This window comes from Pseudomonas sp. Pseusp97 (genome assembly GCF_047304025.1).
Taxonomy (GTDB): domain Bacteria; phylum Pseudomonadota; class Gammaproteobacteria; order Pseudomonadales; family Pseudomonadaceae; genus Pseudomonas.
In genome coordinates, this window is record NZ_JBGLYK010000077.1 from 1 (window position 1) to 23,267 (window position 23,267).

The 23,267-nt window shown below is 66.3% G+C and carries 19 protein-coding genes and 1 pseudogene; 14 read left to right on the top strand and 6 right to left on the bottom strand.

What is annotated here, in order from left to right; translation table 11 throughout:
- A partial coding sequence (locus ACCC94_RS14755; protein ID WP_413350248.1) for an amidase family protein occupies positions 1 to 277 on the top strand: 277 nt, incomplete at its 5' end.
- A 42-nt stretch (positions 278 to 319) separates the two neighbouring features.
- Positions 320 to 1,753 (top strand): cardiolipin synthase, encoded by a 1,434-nt coding sequence (cls, locus tag ACCC94_RS14760; protein ID WP_413350249.1) that lies wholly within the window; start codon positions 320 to 322, stop codon positions 1,751 to 1,753.
- Between the two features lie 162 nt (positions 1,754 to 1,915).
- Here cls and ahpF read toward each other — a convergent pair whose 3' ends face one another.
- Positions 1,916 to 3,481 (bottom strand): alkyl hydroperoxide reductase subunit F, encoded by a 1,566-nt coding sequence (gene ahpF, locus ACCC94_RS14765; RefSeq protein WP_413350250.1) that lies wholly within the window; start codon positions 3,479 to 3,481, stop codon positions 1,916 to 1,918.
- A 198-nt stretch (positions 3,482 to 3,679) separates the two neighbouring features.
- Positions 3,680 to 4,243 (bottom strand): alkyl hydroperoxide reductase subunit C, encoded by a 564-nt coding sequence (ahpC, locus tag ACCC94_RS14770; protein ID WP_017517843.1) that lies wholly within the window; start codon positions 4,241 to 4,243, stop codon positions 3,680 to 3,682.
- 478 nt (positions 4,244 to 4,721) lie between these two features.
- On the opposite strand from ahpC, the gene xdhA reads away from it, so the two are divergent.
- From xdhA to ACCC94_RS14795, 5 genes and pseudogenes are all read left to right on the top strand, one after another.
- Positions 4,722 to 6,146 carry a xanthine dehydrogenase small subunit gene (xdhA, locus tag ACCC94_RS14775; protein ID WP_413350251.1) on the top strand — a complete coding sequence of 475 codons (1,425 nt, stop codon included), beginning with the start codon at positions 4,722 to 4,724 and terminating at the stop codon, positions 6,144 to 6,146.
- Positions 6,139 to 8,679 (top strand): xanthine dehydrogenase molybdopterin binding subunit, encoded by a 2,541-nt coding sequence (gene xdhB, locus ACCC94_RS14780; protein ID WP_413350252.1) that lies wholly within the window; start codon positions 6,139 to 6,141, stop codon positions 8,677 to 8,679. The genes xdhA and xdhB overlap by 8 nt, the downstream gene beginning before the upstream one ends.
- Positions 8,676 to 9,536 carry a xanthine dehydrogenase accessory protein XdhC gene (gene xdhC, locus ACCC94_RS14785; protein WP_413350253.1) on the top strand — a complete coding sequence of 287 codons (861 nt, stop codon included), beginning with the start codon at positions 8,676 to 8,678 and terminating at the stop codon, positions 9,534 to 9,536. The genes xdhB and xdhC overlap by 4 nt, the downstream gene beginning before the upstream one ends.
- A 146-nt stretch (positions 9,537 to 9,682) precedes the next feature.
- A pseudogene (locus ACCC94_RS14790) lies at positions 9,683 to 10,705 on the top strand (cache domain-containing protein); the annotation flags it as partial.
- A gap of 138 nt (positions 10,706 to 10,843) precedes the next feature.
- Positions 10,844 to 11,572: a methyl-accepting chemotaxis protein gene (locus tag ACCC94_RS14795; protein ID WP_413350264.1), complete on the top strand. Its 729-nt coding sequence runs from the start codon at positions 10,844 to 10,846 to the stop codon at positions 11,570 to 11,572.
- Positions 11,573 to 12,044: 472 nt separating this feature from the next.
- Here ACCC94_RS14795 and ACCC94_RS14800 read toward each other — a convergent pair whose 3' ends face one another.
- The 4 genes from ACCC94_RS14800 to ACCC94_RS14815 form a co-directional block, all read right to left on the bottom strand.
- The gene (locus ACCC94_RS14800) at positions 12,045 to 12,635 is read right to left on the bottom strand and encodes an IMPACT family protein (RefSeq protein WP_413350254.1); all 591 of its coding nucleotides are present in this window, start codon (positions 12,633 to 12,635) and stop codon (positions 12,045 to 12,047) included.
- Positions 12,632 to 13,303, bottom strand: a complete 672-nt coding sequence (locus tag ACCC94_RS14805) for a TetR/AcrR family transcriptional regulator (RefSeq protein WP_413350255.1) — start codon at positions 13,301 to 13,303, stop codon at positions 12,632 to 12,634. The genes ACCC94_RS14800 and ACCC94_RS14805 overlap by 4 nt, the downstream gene beginning before the upstream one ends.
- A gap of 151 nt (positions 13,304 to 13,454) precedes the next feature.
- Positions 13,455 to 13,931, bottom strand: coding sequence for a hypothetical protein (locus tag ACCC94_RS14810; RefSeq protein WP_413350256.1), 477 nt, complete (start codon positions 13,929 to 13,931; stop codon positions 13,455 to 13,457).
- A gap of 190 nt (positions 13,932 to 14,121) precedes the next feature.
- A complete protein-coding gene (locus ACCC94_RS14815; protein WP_413350257.1) occupies positions 14,122 to 14,958 on the bottom strand; it encodes an outer membrane protein OmpK in 837 nt (278 codons plus the stop codon).
- 569 nt (positions 14,959 to 15,527) lie between these two features.
- Here ACCC94_RS14815 and ACCC94_RS14820 point away from each other — a divergent pair.
- The 7 genes from ACCC94_RS14820 to ACCC94_RS14850 form a co-directional block, all read left to right on the top strand.
- Positions 15,528 to 16,325 carry an AraC family transcriptional regulator gene (locus ACCC94_RS14820; RefSeq protein WP_413350258.1) on the top strand — a complete coding sequence of 266 codons (798 nt, stop codon included), beginning with the start codon at positions 15,528 to 15,530 and terminating at the stop codon, positions 16,323 to 16,325.
- Positions 16,326 to 16,743: 418 nt separating this feature from the next.
- Complete coding sequence (locus ACCC94_RS14825) at positions 16,744 to 18,051, top strand: MFS transporter (protein ID WP_413350259.1); 1,308 nt, start codon at positions 16,744 to 16,746, stop codon at positions 18,049 to 18,051.
- 249 nt (positions 18,052 to 18,300) lie between these two features.
- Positions 18,301 to 18,984, top strand: coding sequence for an SDR family oxidoreductase (locus tag ACCC94_RS14830; protein WP_413350260.1), 684 nt, complete (start codon positions 18,301 to 18,303; stop codon positions 18,982 to 18,984).
- A 151-nt stretch (positions 18,985 to 19,135) separates the two neighbouring features.
- A complete protein-coding gene (locus ACCC94_RS14835) occupies positions 19,136 to 20,494 on the top strand; it encodes an 8-oxoguanine deaminase (protein ID WP_413350261.1) in 1,359 nt (452 codons plus the stop codon).
- A gap of 568 nt (positions 20,495 to 21,062) precedes the next feature.
- A complete protein-coding gene (locus ACCC94_RS14840) occupies positions 21,063 to 22,118 on the top strand; it encodes a methyl-accepting chemotaxis protein (protein ID WP_413350265.1) in 1,056 nt (351 codons plus the stop codon).
- 168 nt (positions 22,119 to 22,286) lie between these two features.
- Positions 22,287 to 22,652: a response regulator gene (locus ACCC94_RS14845; protein ID WP_413350262.1), complete on the top strand. Its 366-nt coding sequence runs from the start codon at positions 22,287 to 22,289 to the stop codon at positions 22,650 to 22,652.
- A 10-nt stretch (positions 22,653 to 22,662) separates the two neighbouring features.
- Positions 22,663 to 23,267: Hpt domain-containing protein (locus tag ACCC94_RS14850; RefSeq protein ID WP_413350263.1), on the top strand; the 605-nt coding region annotated here is incomplete at its 3' end.

The following is a 23,267-nucleotide window of genomic DNA, read 5'->3' on the forward strand; positions in this document are numbered from 1 at the left end:
GCCGACCAACCAGGTCTCTGCCTTCCCGGCCGAATGGGCCTCGCCCACCAATGACCCGGCGCTGCCCTTCGAGCACATCGGCTTCACCGTGCCCTGGAACATGTCCGAGCAACCGGCACTTTCGATCAACTGCGGCTTCACCGCCGAAGGCATGCCCATCGGCCTGCAGATCGTCGGCCCGCGCTTCGCCGACATCGATGTCCTGCGCCTGGGCAAGGCCTACGAGCACTGGCGCGGTCCCATCCACCACTGGCCACAGCCGCCGGGAGCCGACTAGGCTCAAGCACACCGCCGACCACAAGGAACCGATCGCGCGCCCATGCAGTACTCCGCCTACATCGCACACCTGCTGGTGGTCATCCAGTTGCTGGGGATAGTCGCTGCCGTCCACGCCGTGCTCAGCGTGCGCACCGCGCAGGGCGCCATCGCCTGGGCGACCTCGCTGGTGTTCATGCCGCTGCTGACGCTGGTGCCCTATCTGGTATTCGGCCGCAGCCGCTTCGACGCCTACATCGGCGCACGCCGGCAGGCCAACGAGGAAATGCACGTGGCCGCCGCCGAACTGGACTGGCGGCCCTGGGTGGAAGAAGCCCTCGCCGCCCGCCAGTACCATGCCTACAAATCGCTCAAGGCCATGGTCGCCCTGGCGCGCATGCCGACGCTGGCGAACAACAAGGTGCGCCTGCTGGTGAACGGCAAGGCTTCCTTCGAGGCGATGTTCGAGGCCATTTCCAGCGCGCGGAAAGTCATCCTGGTGCAGTTCTTCATCGTCCGCGACGACGCCCTGGGCCAGCGCCTCGCACAGTTGCTGCTGGAGCGCGCGGCCAACGGCGTGGACGTGTTCCTGCTGTATGACGGCATCGGCAGTCATGCGCTGTCGCGCCGCTACATCGAGCGCCTGCGCCAGGGCGGCGTGCAGGTGCACGCCTTCAGCACCGGCAGCGGGATGATCAACCGCTTCCAGGTGAACTTCCGCAACCACCGCAAGATCGTGGTGGTCGACGGCGTGCGCGGCTTCGTCGGCGGGCACAACGTGGGGGTCGAGTACCTGGGCGAGAAACCGCCGCTGGCGCCCTGGCGCGACACCCACATCGAGCTGCACGGGCCCGCCGTGGCCTGCCTGCAGGAATGCTTCGCCGAGGACTGGTTCTGGGCCACCCACGCGCTGCCGACGCTGATCCTGCCCGATGGCTACGACGACGCCGGGATGCTCTGCCAGGTAGTGCCCAGCGGCCCGGCGGATACCCAGGAAACCTGCTCGCTGTTCTTCGTCGAATCGATCAACGCGGCGGTGGAGCGGGTGTGGATCACCACGCCGTATTTCGTCCCTGACGAAGCCGTCGCCGCCGCCCTGCGCCTGGCGGTGCTGCGCGGCGTGGACGTGCGCATCCTGCTGCCCTCGCGGCCGGACCACAAGACGGTGTATGCCGCGTCCAGCCTGTATGCGCTGGAGGCCGTGCGCGCCGGCGTGCGGGTATTCCGCTACCAGCCGGGGTTCCTGCACCAGAAGGTGGTGCTGATCGACCACGACAGCGCCGCCGTGGGCAGCGCCAACCTGGACAACCGATCCTTCCGCCTGAACTTCGAGATCATGGTGATCACCGTCGACGACGGCTTCGCCCGAGACGTGGAGGCCATGCTGGAGGAAGATTTCGCCCAGTCGGTGGAGATGACTCTGGACGACCGCAAGCGCGTGCACCGGCTGCAACAGCTGGGGATGCGGGTGGCGCGGCTGGTGTCGCCGATTCTCTGAAGGTTCGGAGCGGCGATGTTCGCGAGCAAGCTCGCTCCTACGAGGAGCGAGCTCGCCATGAGCCTGTAGGAGCGAGCTTGCTCGCGAACGCTTTTCCCGCACCAAAGAAAACGCCCGGCTCACTCTCGTGAACCGGGCGTTTCTTTCTCTAGCGCGAGGTCATCAGGCTGGCGCGGAGGAGCGGATCAGGTGGTCGAAGGCGGAGAGCGACGCCTTGGCGCCTTCGCCGACCGCGATCACGATCTGCTTGTACGGAACGGTGGTCACGTCACCGGCAGCGAAGATGCCCGGCAGCGAAGTCTCGCCGCGAGCGTCGACGATGATCTCGCCACGCGAGGTCAGCTCGATGGTGCCCTTGAGCCATTCGCTGTTGGGCAGCAGGCCGATCTGCACGAAGATGCCTTCCAGGTCGATGGACTTGAACTCTTCCGAGTTGCGGTCCTTGTAGACCAGGCCGGTGACCTTCTGGCCATCGCCTTTCACTTCGCTGGTCAGCGCGCTGGTGATCACGTCCACGTTCGGCAGGCTGAACAGCTTGCGTTGCAGCACGGCGTCGGCGCGCAGCTTGCTGTCGAACTCCAGCAGGGTCACGTGGGACACGATGCCAGCCAGGTCGATCGCCGCCTCGACGCCGGAGTTGCCGCCGCCGATCACCGCCACGCGCTTGCCCTTGAACAGCGGGCCGTCGCAGTGCGGGCAGAAGCACACGCCCTTGGCCTTGTACTCCTTCTCGCCCGGCACGCCCATTTCGCGCCAGCGGGCGCCGGTGGCGAGGATCAGCGACTTGGCCTTCAGGCTGCCGCCGCCCTCGAACTGCACTTCGTGCAGGCCGCCGGCAGTCTTCGCCGGGATCAGCGCGCTGGCGCGCTGCAGGTTCATGATGTCGACGTCGTAGTGCTTGACGTGTTCTTCCAGCTGACGCGCCAGTTTCGGGCCTTCGGTCTCGGTTACCGAGATGAAGTTCTCGATGGCCATGGTGTCCAGCACCTGGCCGCCGAAGCGTTCGGCTGCGACACCGGTACGGATGCCTTTACGCGCGGCGTAGATCGCTGCCGCAGCGCCAGCCGGGCCACCGCCGACGACCAGCACGTCGAATTCTTCCTTCGCCGACAGTTTCTCGGCTTCGCGGGCAGCGGCGCCGGTGTCGATCTTGGCGAGGATTTCTTCCACGCCCATGCGGCCCTGGCCGAACACTTCACCGTTGAGGTAGATGCTCGGCACAGCCATCACCTGGCGGCGCTCGACTTCTTCCTGGAACAGCGCGCCGTCGATGGCGACGTGGCGGATGTTCGGGTTGAGCACGGCCATCAGGTTCAGCGCCTGGACGACGTCCGGGCAGTTCTGGCAGGACAGCGAGAAGTAGGTTTCGAACTCGAACGAACCCTGGATGCCCTTGATCTGCTCGATCACGTCGGCTTCGAGCTTGGACGGGTGGCCGCCGACCTGCAGCAGCGCCAGCACCAGGGAGGTGAATTCGTGGCCCATGGGGATGCCGGCGAAAGCCAGGCCGATGTTCGCCCCCGGGCGGTTCAGCGCGAAGGACGGCTTGCGCTCGTCGCTGCCATCTTCACGCAGGGTGATCTTGTCGGTCAGGCCGACGATTTCGTGCAGCAGCTCGCTCATCTCGCGGGATTTGTCGCTGTCATCGAGGGACGCGACGATCTCGAACGGCTGCTGGACCTTTTCCAGGTAGGCCTTCAACTGGGTTTTAAGAGTGGCGTCCAACATGATTCAAATCCTCGGAATTTGAGCAAAGGGGTTCCCCGGCAGACTTTTCAGCCCACCCTACGCACGCTTTTGGCTTGGGTAGGGAGGATGCCGGTAGACATCCTCGGGGTGTAGCCAAACGGCTCGGGAAGCTTTCGTGGGCGGGCGCCCGGTGGTTGCGCGGCGGGAGCCGCCGCGAAACCGCTTCCCGGCGCGTTCTTAGATCTTGCCGACCAGGTCCAGCGACGGAGCCAGGGTCTTCTCGCCTTCTTTCCACTTGGCCGGGCAGACTTCGCCCGGGTGAGCGGCGGTGTACTGGGCAGCTTTCAGCTTGCGCAGGGTTTCGCCGACGTCACGAGCGATCTCGTTGGAGTGGATTTCGACGGTCTTGATGATGCCTTCCGGGTTGATCACGAAGGTGCCGCGCAGAGCCAGGCCTTCTTCCGGGATGTGTACGCCGAAGGCGTTGGTCAGCTGGTGGGTCGGGTCACCGATCAGCGGGAACTGGGCTTTGCCAACGGCCGGGGAAGTTTCGTGCCACACCTTGTGGGAGAAGTGGGTATCGGTGGTCACGATGTAGACCTCGGTACCGGCCTTCTGGAACTCGGCGTAGTTGTTGGCGGCGTCTTCGATCTCGGTCGGGCAGTTGAAGGTGAAGGCTGCCGGCATGAAGATCAGAACGGACCACTTGCCCTTGAGGGATTCTTCGGTGACTTCGATGAACTTGCCGTTATGGAAAGCGTTGACCTTGAACGGTTGAACGGGGGTGTTGATCAGGGACATTAGGCAATTCCTCAATGAGAGTTTGTCGTTTAATCGAGTGGTCGATCGGTTGAAATTCGACAGGGGCAAGATTATCGCCTGATGACAAGGAATGCCCATTGATTTAGGGCATCACGGAAATTGAGTCTCTCTATGGAGATATCTATAAAAGGAAGAAGTTTCCTATCAAGCGAAGCGCCCCGTCCTACGCATGAAAAACGCCTCCGAAGCCTCTGCGCAGCGGCTCGGCGACCGCCCCCGCGAAACCGGCGGCGGGCGCGGGACTTTTACCTTGGCCCGAAATGATCGCCAGGACAACGCCAGTCGCGACGTACGGCGCTTCGAAGATTTCCGAGCGCGCCGGTGTTCCTGCTTCGCTGGTCAAGCCTGCCCACGAGCCTATGCTTGTGCCTGAGGGCCCTTCGCCAAGCGGCTCTCGCCGTCCAAGGACAGCCTTCGCGAGGCGGCGCCGCCGCACGCATGACGACGAGGACTCCCGATGATCCAGTTCCTGCTCGGCGACGAAACGGTCCACGCCGACGGCTTCGCGCCCGAGACCAGCCTGCTCGACTACCTGCGCATCCACCGCGCGCGTACCGGCACCAAGGAGGGCTGCGCCTCGGGCGACTGCGGCGCCTGCACCGTGGTGCTCGCCGAGCCCGAGGGCGAAGCGCTGCGCTATCGCGCGGTGAACGCCTGCATCACCCTGCTGGGAGCGGTGCACGGGCGCCAGGTACTGACCGTGGAACACCTCGGCGGGCCCGGCGCGCTGCACCCGGTGCAGCAGGCCATGGTGGACTGCCACGCCTCGCAGTGCGGCTTCTGCACGCCGGGCATCGTCATGTCGCTGTTCGCCTGGCGCCACTCGCCGCCGCCGCATGATCGCGAGACGGCACTGACCGCTCTCTCCGGCAACCTGTGCCGCTGCACCGGCTACCGGCCGATCCTCGACGCCGCCACGCAGATCGCCGGACAGCCCTGCCACGATCACTTCGAGCAGAACTCCGCCCTGACCGTGGCCCGCCTGCAGGAGATATCCACCGCCGGCGCGCTGCGCGAGGACGAGGCCCAGGCCTGGTTGCCCGGTTCGCTGGATGAGCTGGACGCGCTGCTCCAAAGTCATCCGCAGGCACGACTGATCGCCGGCGGCACCGACCTGGCGCTGGAAGCCACGCAGAACCTCAGGGCGTTTGCGGCGCTGATCCACCTCGACCGGGTGAGCGAGCTGCAACGCCTGGAAGTCCACCCCGAACACCTGCTGATCGGCGCCGCGCGGACCTACGCCGACTGCTTCGACGCGCTGCAGGAATTCCCTGGCGTCGCTGCCCTGCTGGAACGTCTGGGTTCGCTGCAGATCCGCCAGCGCGGCACCCTGGGCGGCAACATCGCCAACGCCTCGCCCATCGGCGACATGCCACCGGTGCTGCTGGCCCTGGATGCCCGGCTGCGCCTGCGCAAGGCGGGGGTTACCCGCGAAGTTCCCCTCGACGGCTTCTTCACCGGCTATCGCCAGACTGTGCTGCAACCCGGCGAGTACATCGAGGCGCTGCTGATTCCGCGCCTGCGCAGCCATCAGCGCTTCCGCGTCGACAAGGTGTCCAAGCGCCGCGACGACGATATTTCCGCCGTCTGCCTGGCGCTGCGCCTGGACTTCGACGAAGCCGGCACCATCACTGACGCACGCCTGGCCTGCGGGGGCATGGCCGCCACGCCATTACGCGGTGCCAACACCGAAGCGGTCCTGCGCGGCAGGCCCTTCGATGCCGCTGCGGTGACCGCTGCGCAAGCCGCGATCCCGGTGGATTTCCAGCCCATCGACGACCTGCGCGCCAGCGCCGCCTATCGCCTGAAGGTGGCGCAGAACCTGCTGCAGCGCGCACTACTGGAATGGACCCAGAGCCCTGCGGAGGTGCGCCATGCGTAGCCTGCCACCGCTGGCCAGCAACGGCGTCGCGGTCGCCATCCACAGCGCGGGCAAGCCCCGCGAGCACGACAGCGCCGCGCTGCACGTGAGCGGCGCGGCACGCTATGCGGACGATCTGAAGGAGCCGCGCGACCTGCTGCACGCCGCCGTCGGCCTCACTGAAATCGCCTGCGGCGCCGTGCTCTCCCTCGACCTCGACGCCGTGCGCCGCGCACCCGGCGTAGTCGCCGTGCTGACCCTGGCCGACGTGCCCGGCCACACCGACATCGGCCCGGTCTTTCCCGGCGACCCGCTGCTGGCCGGCGAGCGGGTGAAGTACCACGGCCAGGCGCTGTTCGCCGTCGCCGCGCAAAGCCTGATCCAGGCAAGCCGAGCGGTGCTCCTGGCGAAGGTCGAGTACGCGAAGGAAGACCCGCTGATCGATCCGCTGCGAGCCAAGGCCGAGGAGCGTTTCGTGCGCCCGCCGCACCACATGCGCCGGGGCGATGCCTTGGCCGCGCTGGAACAGGCGCCCCAGGTGCTGGAGGCCCGCCAGTTCATCGGAGGACAGGAGCACTTCTACCTCGAAGGCCAGGCCTCGCTGGCGTTGCCGACCGACGATGGCGGCATGCTGGTGCACACCTCCAGCCAGCACCCGAGCGAAGTGCAGAAACTGGTGGCCGAGGTGCTGGCGATTCCGTTGGCCAAGGTCACGGTGGAAGTGCGGCGCATGGGCGGTGGTTTCGGCGGCAAGGAGACCCAGGCCGCGCCTTTCGCCTGCCTCGCCGCGCTGCTCGCGCACAGGACCGGGCGCGCGGTGAAGTTGCGCCTGCCGCGCGCCGACGACATGCGCCTGACCGGCAAGCGCCACCCCTTCCATAACCGCTACCGCATCGGCTTCGACGATGACGGCCGGCTGCTCGCCGCGCAGCTCGAAGTGGTGGGCGACTGCGGCCATTCGCCGGACCTCTCCGATGCCATCGTCGACCGCGCGATGTTCCATGCCGACAACGCCTACTTCATCCCCGACGTCGCCATCTCCGGCTACCGCAGCTTCACCAACATCGTCTCGCACACTGCCTTCCGCGGCTTCGGCGGGCCGCAGGGGATGATGATCATCGAACGCGCCATGGATGACATCGCCCGCGCGGTCGGCAAGGACCCGCTCGAAGTGCGCAAGCTGAATCTTTACGGCGGGATGGGTAGAGATCTGACTCCCTACCACCAGAAGGTCGAGCACAACCTGCTGGGCGAGCTGATCGCCCGGCTGGAGCAGAGCAGCGACTATGCCGCGCGCCGCTTGGCGATCCATGAGTTCAATGCACGGAGCCCGGTGCTGAGAAAGGGCTTGGCGCTGACGCCGGTGAAGTTCGGCATCTCCTTCACCGCGCAGCACCTCAACCAGGCCGGCGCGCTGGTGCACCTCTACACCGACGGCAGCATCCAGCTGAACCATGGCGGCACGGAAATGGGCCAAGGCCTGAACACCAAGGTCGCGCAGCTGGTCGCCGAGGAATTCCAGGTGCCGCTGGAGCGCGTGGTGATCACTGCCACGCGCACCGACAAGGTGCCCAACACCTCGCCCACCGCGGCCTCCAGCGGCACCGACCTGAATGGCATGGCCGCCCGCGATGCCGCGCGTACGCTGAAGAAGCGCCTGGTCGACTTCCTCGCCGAACGCGATGGGGTGAAGCCGCAGGAGATACGCTTCGAGCACGGCGGCGTGACTGTCGGCGCGCAACACCTGGGCTTCACCGAGGTCATCCAGGCTGCCTACTTCGCGCGCATCCAGCTCTCCGCCACCGGCTTCTACCGCACGCCGAAAATCTTCTACGACCGCGAGAAGGGCCAGGGCCATCCGTTCTTCTATTTCGCCTATGGCGCGGCGGTGTCCGAGGTGGAAGTGGACACGCTGACCGGCGAATACCGCGTGCGGCGGGTGGACATCCTCCACGACGTCGGCCGCAGCGTGAACCCGGCCATCGACATCGGCCAGATCGAGGGCGGCTTCGTCCAGGGCATGGGCTGGCTGACCACCGAGGAACTGCGCTGGGACGACTCGGGCAAGCTGCTCACCGTTGGGCCGGCGACCTACAAGATCCCGGCGGCGAGCGACGCCCCGGAAGATTTCCGCGTGGCGCTGTTCGACCGTCCCAACGAGGAGGACAGCGTGTACCTGTCCAAGGCCGTGGGCGAGCCGCCGTTCATGCTGGCAATCTCGGTGTGGTCGGCGCTGCGCGATGCCATCGCCAGCCTGGCGGATTACCGGCTGAGCCCCGACCTGGATACGCCGGCGACGCCGGAGCGGGTGCTCTGGGCCTGTGAGGCGATGCGCCAGTCTCAGCAAGAGCACCCTCTCCCTAGCCCTCTCCCGCAAGCGGGAGAGGGGACTGATCGGCGCGAGGCGAACCCATGCATTCAACCGACATCTGCGGCGTCAGACGACCCACTGACCGCGACCGCTGCAGCGGACAGCCCCCTTTCCCTCCGGGAGAGGGTTGGGGTGAGGGAAAATCCGCCAACTCCCGACTCGACCCAGGAACCCCAACCATGACCCGCCACTGGATGGAAGCCATCGCCCGCCTGCGCGACAGCGCCGAGCCCTACGTGCTGGTCACCGTGATCGGCGTGCAGGGCTCCACGCCCCGCGAATCCGGCAGCAAGATGCTGGTCACCGCCGGGGAAGCCTTCGACACCATCGGCGGCGGCCACCTGGAATTCGCCGCCATCGAACACGCGCGCCAGCTACTGCTCGCCGGCAAGGACCAACAGGCGCTGGAGCACTTTCCCCTGGGCGCGCGGCTGGGCCAATGCTGTGGCGGACGCGCCAGCCTGTTGTTCGAATGCTTCGCCGCACGCGGGCCGCAGGTCGTGCTGTTCGGCGCCGGCCACGTGGGCCGCGCCCTGGCGCCGCTGCTGGCCGGGCTGCCGCTGCGCCTGGAGTGGGTGGACAGCCGGGCGGCTGAGTTTCCCCAGTCCGTGCCCAAGGGCGTGCGCGTGCGCCTGCTGGATGAGCCCGAAGACGCCGTGCACGAAGCGCCGCCCGGCAGCTACTTCCTGGTCATGACCCACAACCACCCGCTGGACTACGCCATCGCCGAGGCGGTGCTCAAGCGCGGCGACGCGGGCTTCCTCGGCATGATCGGCTCGCGGACCAAGGCGCGGCGCTTCCAGATGCGCCTGGAGCAACGCGGTTATCCACAGCAGGTGATCGAGCAGATGCATTGTCCCATCGGCCTCGCCGAAGTGCCGGGCAAGCGCCCGCTGGAAGTGGCGATCTCGATCGCTGCCCAGGTCATCGCCCGTTACCACCAGGACGCCCCCGCCCGGCAGACCCGCGAAGGCGTGGAATGGGCCGCGCTGTGTAGCGAAGGCTCATGCGACGACGCGTCGGAGCGCGCAAAAACCTGACCAACGCGACAACAGTTTTTCCCCGCGCCGCCGATACCCTCAACGACCCCGTCTCTTCGCCCGCCACTGGCGGGCGTTTCGTTGTGCGTTCGGAGGAAAACAAGAAAATGCGCCTGCGAAGTATCCAGACCCAACTCATCCTCAGCATGGGCACTGCCCTGCTCATCAGCCTGCTCATCGTCCTCGGCCTGTATGCCGTGCTGGTCAATCGCCTGAGCGAGCGCTACCTGCTCGAACAGGCGCTGCCGGCGAGCATCCAGGCGATTGCCAACGACTTCGAGAAGCGCCTCACCGGCCCGATCACCGCAGCGGCGGGCATCGCCGAGAACACCCTGGTGCAGGACTGGCTGGCCGCCGGCGAAAGCCAGGAGAAACTGGCCGAGTTCACCCGCTACCTGGGCGGTATCCGCGCGTCCCAGAAGGCCTTCTCGGCGCTGATCACCTCCAACGCCAGTGGCGCCTACTACAGCGACAAGGGCAAGGAGCGCACGCTCAGCCGCAGCGAGCCGAAGGACAGCTGGTACTTCCAGTTCATCGACAGCGGCAAGCCGCGCATGTGGAACATCGACACCGACGGCAGTACCGGCGAACTGGCGCTGTTCATCGACCAGCGCGTGGAACAGGACGGCAAGCTGCTCGGCATCGCCGGGCTGGGCCTGGAGATGCGCGAGCTGTCGACGCTGATCCGCGACTTCCGCTTCGGCCGGTCCGGCCGCGTGTACCTGGTGAAGAACGACGGCCAGGTGCAGATCCATCCCGACGCCTCGCTGCCCAAGGGGCGCAACCTCGGCGACCTGATCGGCGCCAGCGCCGCGAGCCAACTGCTTGGCCAGCAAGGCTTCCACAGCGCCCGCTTCGAGCGCGGCGGCGAGGATTTCCTGGCCACCAGCCTGCCCCTGCATGACCTGGGCTGGACCCTGGTGAGCGAAGTGCCGGAAGCGGAGATCTACGCCGACGCCCGCGAGGCGCTGGCCTTCTCCGGCCTCGCCGGGGCCGTGGTGGCCCTGCTCTGCCTGGCGCTGGTGGTGCTGATGGCGCGCAGCCTCGCCAGACCGATCCGCCAGGTCACCGGCGCGCTGCTGGAGATCGGCGGCGGGGGTGGCGACCTCACCCGCCGCCTGGACGACAGCCGGGCGGACGAACTCGGGGACCTGGCGCGCGGCTTCAATAGTTTCCTCGAAGGCCAGCGTGCGCTGATCGGTGCGGTGCTCGGCACCAGCCAGCAACTGCTGCGCACCGTCGGCGAAGTGGCGCAGGTGGTGGACAACACCGCCGACCGTGCCGGCCGCCAGCAGGAAATGACCGACATGGTTGCCACGGCGGTGAACGAGATGGGCAGCACGGTGCAGGAAATCGCCCGCAACGCCGAGCAGGCCGCCAGCGCCTCGCAACAGGCACGTGAGGAAGCCGGTGAAGCGAGGCGGGTGGTCGGCGGCTCGCTGCAGGTCGGCCAGCGCATGTCCGGGGAGATCGGCGAAGCGGCCGGCGCCGTGGGCGAGCTGGCCGGGCAGGTGGCGAGCATCGACCAGGTGCTGGCGGTGATCCGTGGCGTTTCCGAGCAAACCAACCTGCTCGCCCTCAATGCCGCGATCGAGGCGGCGCGCGCTGGCGAACTGGGGCGTGGCTTCGCCGTGGTGGCCGATGAGGTGCGCGCGCTGGCCAGCCGCACACAAGGCTCCACCGACGAAATCCTCGCGATCATCCAGCGCCTGAAGGACGGCGCGGAGGCTGCCGTACGCTCGATGCAGTCCAGCCAGCAGACCACCGGGCAGAGCCTGGCGGCCAGCGAACAGGCCGGCGCCTCGCTGGGCGCCATCGCCGACCAGGTGGAGCGCATCAGCGACATCAACCACCAGGTCGCCACGGCCACCGAGGAGCAGTCGGCGGTGACCGAGGACATCAATCGCAACGTGCAGGGCATCGCCGATCTTGCCCACGCCACCACCCGCGAAGTTCAGCATGGACGCGAGCAGTGCCGCGAGCTGCGGAACCTGGCCGATGACCTTGCGCGGCAGATGGCGCAGTTCCGCCTTTGAGGGGCTCTGGGGCCGGCCTCGTGCCGGCGCCTTTTCCCCAGCGTTATCCACAGGTTTCCCAAGCGAGGCGGCGGGCTTTTTGCGATGGATGGCGGGGGATCACGGCCAATCAGCGCACGGAGTGTGTTGTCGGCGAGACACCTTGCCCACAAGTTGCCCACAGATTGTCCAGAGATTTGCCCCCAACCCGCCGTACGCGACCCACTCGCCCCGTGAAAAGCCCTAGCCCAGGCACTGCAAGCCCTGTATCAATCCGATGAATAACTCACCGACCGGTCAGAACCGGCGATGCCCCCTGTTTTCGAGGAATTTCACTCACACCTTTTCCACAGCTTGTTCATATTTTGCTCAACAGGACACAGGACAATTGATCAGAAAATGAGCGAAGCGCTGAAGGCTGCGGAGTACGTGGGCAGGAGAAGTCCGACCACAGGTTATCCACAGGCGGTTCCACGGCGTCTGGGGAGAAGAATCAGGTGTTCAGCAATTGCGCCTGGACGCGCCCACGACTGAGATCGCCCAGCAGCCTCTGCAGCGGCTTCACCTGGGTAGTCGGCAGGTTCACCGTCATGCGCACGCCTCCTGCGCCAAAGGCTTCGTCTTCGACACTGGCGCCGAGCGCCAGGACTCGCGCCTTGAACAGTGCGTGCTCGGCGAAGCTGCAGTCGAATGCCAGCCGGTTGCTGGGCACCAGTTCGACGCGTTCGGCATCCTGCAGGCATTTCGCTGCGCAGCCACCGTAGGCGCGGGCCAGACCGCCGGTGCCGAGCTTGATGCCACCGAACCAGCGACTGACCACCACCACCACGCGATCCATGTCCTGCCCTTCGATGGCGACCAGCATGGGCCGGCCGGCGGTGCCGCCGGGCTCGCCGTCGTCGCTGAAGCGGTACTGGTTGCCCAGCTTCCAGGCCCAGCAGTTGTGCCCGGCGCTGGGGTCGCGGTGGGCGGCGAGGAAGGCCTGGGCCTCGGCCTCGCTGGCAATGGGGGCGGCGACGCAGTGGAAGCGGCTCTTGCGGATGTCTTCCTCGTAAACCGCAGGGCCGGCGAGGGTGAAACTCATGCAGAAGTTGGCGGCGGCGTCAGCCCGCAACCCTTGAGGATGATGCGGATGAGGTTGTCGCTGGCATCGCTGAAATCCTGCCTGGAGAGGCGCTTGCGGCCGGTGACGAAGCCGATCTGGGTGGCGAAGTCGGCGTAGTGCTGGGTGCTGCTCCAGATCAGGAAGATCAGGTTCACCGGGTCGACGGCGTCCATCTTGCCGGCGTCGATCCAGGCCTGGAATACCGCGGCGCGGCCGGCGAACCAGGTGCGATAGTCCTGGCTGAAGTGTTCGGAAAGGCATTCGCCACCGCTGATGATCTCCATGGCAAACACCCGCGAAGCCTGGGGGTAGCGGCGGGAGAATTCCATCTTGGCGCGGATGTACGTCGCCAGCGCGACGGCCGGATCATCGTCCACGGTGAGGTGGTTGAAGGTGCTGTCCCACAACTCGAGGATGTTGCTCAGCACCGCCACGTACAGCCCCAGCTTGTTGCTGAAGTAGTAATGCAGGTTGGCCTTGGGCAGGCCGACGCGCTGGGCGATGGTGTTCATGCTGGTGCCCTTGAAGCCGTGGCGGGCGAACTCCTCCTCGGCGGCGGCGAGGATGGCTTCCTCGTTCTTCTGGCGAATGCGGCCGGCGGGCTTTTCGCCGTTGGGCGCGGTATGGGCGGGTACCTGGAGGGTCATGCGGGATGTCCGTGCATTGAGCGGGGGCGCTGCATGGATAACCCAGGCGGGTAGCGGGATCAAGCGCGAGGCGCGAAAAAGGGCAGGAACCGGGCTCATCCGGCTCCTGCCCTGCTCGCGGCGCCCCCGGCAGCCGGCCGGGGGCCTGGCATCACTTGGTGGTGCCGGTGGTGCCGGAGCTGTGGTGACCACCACCGCCACCGCTGTTGCCGATGGCGACGCCGGCGGCGACGACCGCTGCGCCGATGCTCACGGCCTCACCGACGGTCAGCTGACCATACAGCGGTGTGGCCAGCCCCATGCCGGAGCAGGTGGCCGGGACCGGAACGATGGCGGCAGCACGATCCTTGTCGTCCTGGTCGCCAGGGTTCTGCGCCTGGGGCTCCTGGTCATTCTTGCCGCCGCCCCACAGCGGAGCGCAGTCGGTCGTGGCGACCACTGCCTCGTCGACCTTCGTATCTTCTTTCACAGCCGCCGGCTGGGTGCGGAACACGACATCCTGATAGAAGCCGCCCGCGTGGGTGCGATCATGGACATCGGTCGCGGGAATGCTGGGGTGCCCCAGCGGCGCCGCCAGCACGGGGGTGCACAGGCTCGCGGCAACGGCCGCGATCAACAGTTTCTTCATTTGCTCATCTCCTGGGTGAAGCCAAAGAGATGCAAAGCTAGAGGCTCGCGAGCGCGCGACCAATTGGCCGCAGGCCGAGGGGTGTGTCAGCACTTTCTGAAAGATTTGCAGATCCAGCCCCAGGCTCACGAAATTTCCGTAAGAAGCCTGAAAAGACCGACCCCGCCAGGTGGCGGGGTCGGTGGGAACATCAGAAGTGGTACTTGACCAGCGCGCTGACGGTGTTCTGGTCGGTGGTGAAGTACTGCGAATCCTTGATGCCGTACTTGTCGGACCAGTAGTCGTACTCGATACCCACGTACAGGTGCTTGGCCTCGTAGCCCAGGGACTTGCCCAGGTCATACTTGAGCTGCGGGTTGAAGTGCAGGTTGGCGTGGTAATCGCTCTGGTTGCGCTCGCTGGAGCTGGCGCTCTTGTTGTTCACGACCCAGTCCATGAAGCCGTCGAACAGGATGTCGGAATTGCCCACCGGGAAGGTGATGGCCCAGGCCGGGGTGATCTGCCAGGCGCCGGACGGCACGCGGTTGCCGTCGGGCTTGCGGTAGTAGAAGTTCAGCTGGAAGTAATCGAAGCCCGGCAGCGCCAGGTCGAAGCCCGGACCGAGCAGGTAGGACTCGACGTCGCCTTCGCCAAACTCGTAGGTGCTGGCCAGCAGCACGTCCTTGACCGGGCCGAAGGACAGGTCGGTGCCGGTGATCTTGCCGAACGACAGGCGCGGGCTGAACTCGCCGTAGTAGGTGTTCTTGCCGTTGGTGGCGCTTTCCTTGCCGTTGTAGTTGATCTGGTCGACGAAGAACCAGATGTCGCCCCAGGTCCAGGCGCTCGCGCTCTCGAAGGTGAAGGTCTGCTGGATCGGCGGGTCTACCTTGAAGTTCTTGCCCCACAGGTAGGTCAGGCTTTCGTTGTGCCAGATCAGCGGGCCATCGTTGACGGCCGGGGCCGGAGTCAGGTCTTCACCGCCAGCCATGGCCTGCCCGGCCGCGAGCAGCCCGCCGGCGAGCAGCAGGGATGCGAGAGTGCGAGTCATGCGTTGCTCCTAATCAGTGCAGTCGTGTTGCGTTTGTAATTGTCGGTGGAACCTGTCCGGTCGGTCAGGCCTGGCGAGGAAAAGCAAGATTGGCGCCAATCCTGACCAGATGCTCCACTTTTATGACGAACCCTGGGGGGTCCGCTCCTTTGGCAAGGAAAACGCAGGTGCACGGGCCGGGCTATTTCCTGACTCACAGGACAACTTTGCCTGATTCCGGGGCATCCCTTGAGGGAGCGGCACCGGAACGAGGATTCCCTGTCGGAAAATTGGATACATGAGAAACTTGTGTTGAAACGAATCATCACAAATTGTGTATACAACTGCCTTGTGGGAAATCTACACAGCTGCCGTCGGAACGCACCACGCGTTTTTCCGGGCGCGGATAATGCCAGACAAGCACCTTCGCCACACCTGCCAAAGTGCCTCGGACCGCCCGACGGTCGCGCTGTCAGATGTTTCCTTCTGGGCTCGAACGCCGCCGTTCGGGCCCGCAACAGCCCCGATCCCGCTTGAGCGGGACGGAGCGGCCTGCCAGACTTCGACCCCCAGCGATACTTTCCCAGGTTATGCCGATGAAAGGACAAGCTCCCGAACTGCAGCGCCTGATCCCGGTGCTCGACCGCCTGCCGCGGCCGGTCTATGCGCGCGCCGAGCGGCTGCGTGCCGGCTCCTGGACCAGCCGGCACCACCATGCCTGGGTGCAGCTGTCCTACGCCATCACCGGTGTGCTGGGTGTACACACGGCCGAGGGCAGCTTCTTCGCGCCGCCGCAACGGGCCATCTGGATTCCGGCCTTCCTCGACCACGAAGTGGTGACCTCGACCCAGGCGGAAATGCGCAGCCTTTATATCCGCGACGACGCCTGCCGGTGGGCGCCGGACCGCTGCCGGGTGCTGGAGGTGACACCACTGGCGCGCGAGCTGATCAAGAGCTTCTGCGAACTGCCGGTGGATTATCCCCAGGGCGACAGCGCCGAATCGCGGCTGGTGGAGGTGCTGCTGGACCAGTTGCGCGACCTGCCGGAAGTCGCTTTCTCCCTGCCGATGCCGCAGGAGGCCCGCCTGCTGCAGTTGTGCCAGGCGCTGATCGACCAGCCCACCGACAGCCACACGCTGGGCGACTGGGCGCAGCGTATCGGTACCTCGGAGAAGACCCTGTCGCGCTTGTTCCAGCGCGAGACCGGCATGACCTTCCGCCTGTGGCGCCAGCGCCAGCGCCTGCTCGCCTCCCTCGGCTCGCTGGAGGCCGGCGACAGTGTGACGGCAGCGGCGCTGGATTGCGGGTATGACTCCACCTCGGCGTACATCGCGTCGTTCAAGGGGTTGTTCGGGTTTACGCCGGGGGATTTGTTCCGCCAGCGGTAGTTCGTGCCGGCGGATGCCAATCGCGGACGGAGTCCACTCCTGCCCAAAGCCCACCCTCGCGTAGGAGCGGACTTCGTCCGCGATTGGCTGCAACCCGCACCACCGTCCCTGGTGTAGGAGCGAGCTTGCTCGCGAACCGCCCAGCACTGATGTGACCGGGGAACCCTGTTCGCGAGCAAGCTCGCTCCTACAGACGACCCAGGAATCAGCGGATTTCCGCTCACCCCTCGCCTCCATCGGCGCCCCTTCGCCTGCCCGCACACGCCTCGGAACCTGCGCAACCCTTATGCCACGCGGCTTTCGCGCCTTGGCACGCTGCCTGCTATCGCCCTCGACACTGCGCCGCCCTCGCGGCGCGCCGGCGTGACGTTTCGAGTAGTCCGCACGCCTGACGACAACAACGACAAGAGGAATACCCATGGATAGCGCAAGCGCCGTCTCCGCTTCTGCCGCACCCCGCACGACTTCCCAGCGCATCAAGTCGATCTTCAGTGGCTCGGTCGGCAACCTGGTCGAGTGGTACGACTGGTACGTCTACGCCGCCTTCTCGCTGTACTTCGCCAAGGCCTTCTTCCCCCAGGGCGACATGACCGCCCAGTTGCTCAACACCGCCGCGATCTTCGCCGTGGGCTTCCTGATGCGCCCGATCGGCGGCTGGCTGATGGGCATCTACGCCGACCGCAAGGGCCGCAAGGCGGCGCTGCTGGCTTCGGTCCTGCTGATGTGCTTCGGCTCGCTGATCATCGCCCTGACCCCGAGCTACGAAACCATCGGCGTCGGCGCGCCCATCCTGCTGGTGCTCGCGCGCCTGCTGCAGGGCCTGTCGGTCGGCGGCGAATACGGCACCTCCGCCACCTACCTGAGCGAGATGGCCAACAAGGAGCAGCGTGGCTTCTTCTCCAGCTTCCAGTACGTGACCCTGATCTCCGGCCAGCTCATCGCCCTGGCGGTGCTGATCGTGCTGCAGCAGACCCTGAGCGTCGAACAGCTGGAAAGCTGGGGCTGGCGTATTCCGTTCTTCATCGGCGCGCTGTGCGCGGTCGTGGCGATGTTCCTGCGTCGCGGCATGGAAGAGACCGAGTCCTTCAGCACCAGGAAGGATGAGCCCAAGGAAAGCCTGATCCGCACCCTGTTCCGCCATCCCAAGGAAGTCCTCACCGTGGTCGGCCTGACCATGGGCGGCACCCTGGCCTTCTACACCTACACCACCTACATGCAGAAGTACCTGGTGAACACGGTGGGGATGAGCAAGAACGACTCCACCATGATCTCGGCGGCCACCCTGTTCCTGTTCATGCTGCTGCAGCCCATCGTCGGCGCGCTGTCGGACAAGATCGGCCGCCGTCCGATCCTGATCGCCTTCGGCGTGCTGGGCACCGTCTTCACCTACCCGATCCTCAGCACCCTGCACACCATCGACACCTGGTGGGGCGCGTTCTTCCTGATCATGGCCGCGCTGGTCATCGTCAGCGGCTACACCTCGATCAACGCCGTGGTGAAGGCCGAGCTGTTCCCCACCGAGATCCGCGCCCTGGGCGTGGGCCTGCCGTACGCGCTGACCGTGTCCATCTTCGGCGGCACCGCCGAGTACGTGGCGCTGTGGTTCAAGAGCATCGGCATGGAGAGCGGCTTCTACTGGTACGTCACCGCGTGCATCGCCTGCTCGCTGCTGGTCTACGTGACCATGAAGGACACCCAGAAGCACTCGAAGATCACCACCGACTGATTGGGCTTTCTTGCCCAGGCCCCGGCGCACACTCTTCGGGGCTTTTTATCCACAAGGCCCGGCGCATGCCGGGCCTTGTCGTTTTCGCTTTTCGCTTTTCGTAGGAGCGAGCTTGCTCGCGAACCGCCCAGCGCCAGCGTGGCCGGGGAGCTCTGTTCGCGAGCAAGCTCGCTCCTACAGGAAGAGCAAATGCCCTCCCGCACTGTGGGTTATTCTTTCCCGATTCCGTCAAAAGCGCTGGAGCCTGCCATGACCTCCCCGAAATCTGCCCTGATCATCGGCGCATCGCGCGGCCTCGGTCTCGGCCTGGTGCGCGAGTTGCTGGACCGCGGCTGGGACGTCACCGCCACCGTGCGCGACGCCGCCAATGCCGGAGAACTGGCCGCGCTGCCGGTACGCGTGGAGTCCCTGCTGCTCGACGACGCGCAGTCCCAGGACCGCCTCGCCGAAGCCCTGGCCGGCGCGCGCTTCGACCTCGTCTTCATCAACACCGGTATCTACGGCCCGCCGCACCAGTCGGCCATCGACGCCAGCCTTGCCGATGTCGGCCAGCTGTTCATGGTCAACGCGGTCGCCCCGCTGCGCCTGGCCGAGCGCCTGCTGCCGCGCCTGGATGCCGACAACGGCGTGCTGGCCTTCATGACCTCGGAACTGGGCAGCGTCGCCGGCAACGAGTCCGGCGGCATGGCGCTGTATCGCGCGAGCAAGGCGGCGCTCAACTCGCTGACCCGCAGCTTCGTCGCCGGGCTGGGCGAAACCGGCATTACCGTGCTCAATCTGCATCCGGGCTGGGTGCGCACCGACATGGGCGGCGAGTCCGCGCCGCTGGACGTGCCAACCAGCGTGAAGGGCCTCGCCGACCAGGTCGAAGGCCACGCCGGCCGTGGCGGGCAGTTCTACCTGGACTACCAGGGAGCGACGATCGACTGGTGACGGCCAGCCCCGTGGGCGTTACCATGCGCCCACGTCTGACCCTCGGGTCAACGGACCTGGATCAGCAGACAGGGTGAACACTGAGCTGGCTTCCCATGACCCCATGGAGCCGGCTCGAACGAACGGCTCCGTCCGTTTGGAGAACTCATCCATGTCTTCCCCGCGTCTCTGGCTGCGCAACCCGCTGGCCATCTTCACCGCCAACGACCTCGACGCCCGGGGCGGCATCGTCGTCCAGGACGGCCGCATCGTCGAACTGGTCGCTCTCGGCCAACAGCCCTCCATTCCCTGTGAACAGACCTTCGACGCCAGCCAGCACGTGCTGACGCCCGGCCTGATCAACACCCACCACCACTTCTACCAGACCCTCACCCGCGCCTGGGCGCCGGTGGTGAACCAGCCGTTGTTTCCCTGGCTGAAGACCCTCTACCCGGTATGGGCACGCCTGACTCCCGAGCAACTCGGCGTCGCCACCAAGGTCGCCCTGGCCGAACTGCTGCTGTCGGGATGCACCACCGCCGCCGACCACCACTACCTGTTCCCCGACGGCCTGGAGCAGGCGATCGACGTGCAGGCCGGCGTGGTCCAGGAGCTGGGCATGCGCGCCATGCTTACCCGCGGCTCCATGAGCCTGGGCGAAGCCGACGGCGGCCTGCCGCCGCAGCAGACCGTGCAGAGCGCCGAGGCCATCCTCGACGACAGCCAGCGGCTGATCCGCGAGTACCACCAGCGCGGCGAAGGCGCCCAGGTGCAGATCGCCCTGGCGCCCTGCTCGCCCTTCTCGGTCACCCCGGAAATCATGCGCGCCAGCGCAGAACTCGCCGAGCGCGAGGACGTGCGCCTGCACACCCACCTCGCCGAAACCCTCGACGAGGAGGAGTTCTGCCTGCAGCGTTTCGGCCTGCGCACCGTGGACTACCTGGACAGCGTCGGCTGGCTCGGCCCGCGCACCTGGCTGGCCCACGGCATCCACTTCAACGACGAGGAAATCCGCCGCCTGGGCGAAGCCGGCACCGGCGTCTGCCATTGCCCCAGCTCGAACATGCGCCTGGCCTCGGGCATCTGCCCGACCGTGGCGCTGGAGGCGGCCGGCGCGCCGGTGGGCATCGGCGTGGACGGTTCGGCCTCCAACGACGCCTCCAACATGATCCTCGAGGCCCGCCAGGCCCTGTACATCCAGCGCCTGCGCTACGGCGCCGAGCAGATCACCCCGGAGCGCGCGCTGGGCTGGGCCACCCGGGGCTCGGCGAAGCTCATCGGGCGCAGCGACATCGGCGAGCTGGCGGTCGGCAAGCAGGCGGACCTTGCGCTGTTCAAGCTCGACGAACTGCGCTTCTCCGGCAGCCACGACCCGCTGTCCGCGCTGCTGCTGTGCGGCGCCGACAAGGCCGACCGGATCATGATCGGGGGCATTTGGCGGGTCGTCGACGGCGAAGTCGAAGGCCTCGATCTGAAGCGCCTGATCGCCGATCACACGCAGGCGGCGCGCAAGCTGCTCGGTACGCTGTAAGCCCCCTGCTGCACGCTGTCCGTAGGATGGCGTGGAGCGAAGCGATACCCATCAATCCGGTGCTCCGACAGCATGGGTATCGCAAGCTCCACCCATCCTACAATCTGACGCTCCTACGCCCCGGTTGATCCTGCGCCAACGGCGTGGCTCCGGATGCCACTCCTACCGGCACGTTTTGTCATCGAAAAATCGCTAGAACCCGCGTCGCACAAGGGCTGCGCACTACCGCCCGTCGCCCGCCACACAGCCGTGATCGACGGCCATTCCGGCAAAACTCCGTCTAAATCAAGGCCCACTGCTGCTTGGCAGGAAAATGCCGTCAATTTGACATCACCGAACGGCCCTCTAGTTTTAAATCGCTGGGCCGAATTCCTGCTCAAGACGTAGTCAGCAGCCGTTCGGCCCGGTTACCGGCGCCCGGCAATGGAGTGCATGCATGCGCGATTCACAGTTGAACCCCCAGGCGGTTCAAGGGACCGGCCAGGACTGGCCGCGGCGCCTCGTCATCCAGTCACTGCCATGGATCATCGTGGCAGCCCTTTGCGCGGTCGGCGTGCCCTTCTGGTGGATGCTCCCGGTGGGCTGGCTCTCCAGCCTGGTGCTGAGCAGCCTGCTGTGCGGCGCCAGCAGAACCGGCACCGATGCGGCGGCGGCCACCCTGAACAGGGACGAACTGCCGCAATGGCGCCCGCTGCAGGAAGCCGTGGAAGGCCACCTGGGCTCGCTCAACGGCCACGCCCATCAGATCGACAACCTCCTGCACCAGGCCATCCGCCAGCTGACCGACAGCTTCCACGCCCTGGCCGAGCGCATCGACATCCAACGCGGCCTGTCCCACTCATTGATCGAGCGCTACGACGGACGCGGCCACCTGGATGACGACATCGACTTCCAGCGCTTCATCCACGCCACCCAGGAAACCCTCGGACTGTTCGTCGAAGCCACCCTGGAGACCAGCCGCACCTCGCAGCAGCTGGTGGAGCGCATGGACCGCGTCACGCACAAGATCGCCGAGATCCTGCAGTCCACCCAGGACATGGACGCCATCGCCAAGCAGACCAACCTGCTGGCCTTGAACGCCGCCATCGAGGCCGCCCGCGCCGGCGAAAGCGGCCGCGGATTCGCCGTGGTGGCCGACGAGGTGCGCGCACTGTCCACCCGCTCGACGCACTTCTCCCAGGCCATCCGCGAGCACGTCGACGTGGTCTACCGCGAGATCAAGGACGCCGAAGGCGCCATCAGCCAACTGGCCGACAAGGACATGACCTTCGCCCTGGAGTCGCGGCAGAAGATCCAGCACATGCTCGATGACCTCGACGCCATGAACCAGCACACCGTGAAGGTGGTGCAGGAGCTGGACCGCATCTCCCTGGAAGTGGGCGACGGCGTCAACGCCGCGGTCACCGCGCTGCAGTTCCAGGACATGAGCAGCCAGCTGCTCGGCCAGATCGGCAAGCACAGCGCCCGTCTCGGCGCGCTCGCCGTCGGGCTGGGCGCGCTGGATGGCCGCGAACCCGGCGAGTGGAGCGAACGCCTGCGCGGCGAAGTCGCCGAACTCGAACGTCCCCTGAGCAACCCGGTCGCCCAGACCAGCCTCAGCGCTGGCGAGGTGGAACTGTTCTGAACTGAAGGCCAAGCAGGAGCACCCGACATGCTGCAGTCCGTCTTCGAATACCTCGCCAACCTCGCCCTCATCGGCTGAGCCCCAACCCTTTCGCGCGCCGGGATGGCGCGAGCACCTGCGCGCCCGGCGCCAGGCAGAACGCATTGCAAACCGAGGAGAACCAACGCAATGGGAAAGCAGATACTGATCGTCGATGACTCGGCCTCCATCCGGCAGATGCTGAGCTTCACGCTCAAGTCCGCCGGCTACGAGGTGGACGAGGCCGTGGACGGCAAGGACGGCCTGGGCAAGGCCCAGCGCAAGACCTACAGCCTGGTCTTCACCGACCAGAACATGCCGAACATGGATGGCCTGACGCTGATCCGCAGCCTGCGCGACATGGCCGGCTACCGCGGCACGCCGATCCTCATGCTGACCACCGAATCCAGCGACGCCATGAAGCAGCAGGGCAAGAGCGCGGGCGCCACCGGCTGGCTGGTCAAGCCGTTCGACCCGCCGAAACTGCTCGAAGTGACCCGCAAGGTCCTGCCCTAGGGAGCCGCCGATGGCCACTGGAATGGAGCAGTTCCTCCAGGTGTTCTTCGAGGAAACCGACGAGCACCTGGCGACCCTCGAACTCCTGCTGATCGGGCTCGACCTGGATCAGCCGGACGCCGAGACGCTCAATGGCATTTTCCGCGCCGCCCACTCGATCAAGGGTTCCAGCGGCATGTTCGGCTTCGACGACCTGACCGCCGTGACCCACGAGCTGGAGACCCTGCTCGATCGCATCCGCTGCGGGCAGACCGCCCTGCACGTGGACATGATCGGCGTGTTCCTCGAGGCCCGCGACGTCCTGCAGCGCCTGCTCGACGCGCACCGCAGCCAGGTGCCCGACCCGGATGCGCCGGTGGCGGCCACCGTGGAGCGTCTGCGCGCGTGGCTGGCGGAGCCTGTCGCGGCCGTTGCCAGTGACGGCTTCGGCCTGTTCGACGACGCCCCCGTGGCAACTGGAAACAGCGCCAGCGACGACGATGCGTTCGGCTTCTTCGACGATGCGCCCGGCACGCCCGGCGCCAGCGAAACCAGCGCCAGCAGCGACGACGATTTCGGTTTCTTCGATGACGCTCCCGGCGCGCCCATTGCCGCCGCGCCCGCTCCGCTCAGCGA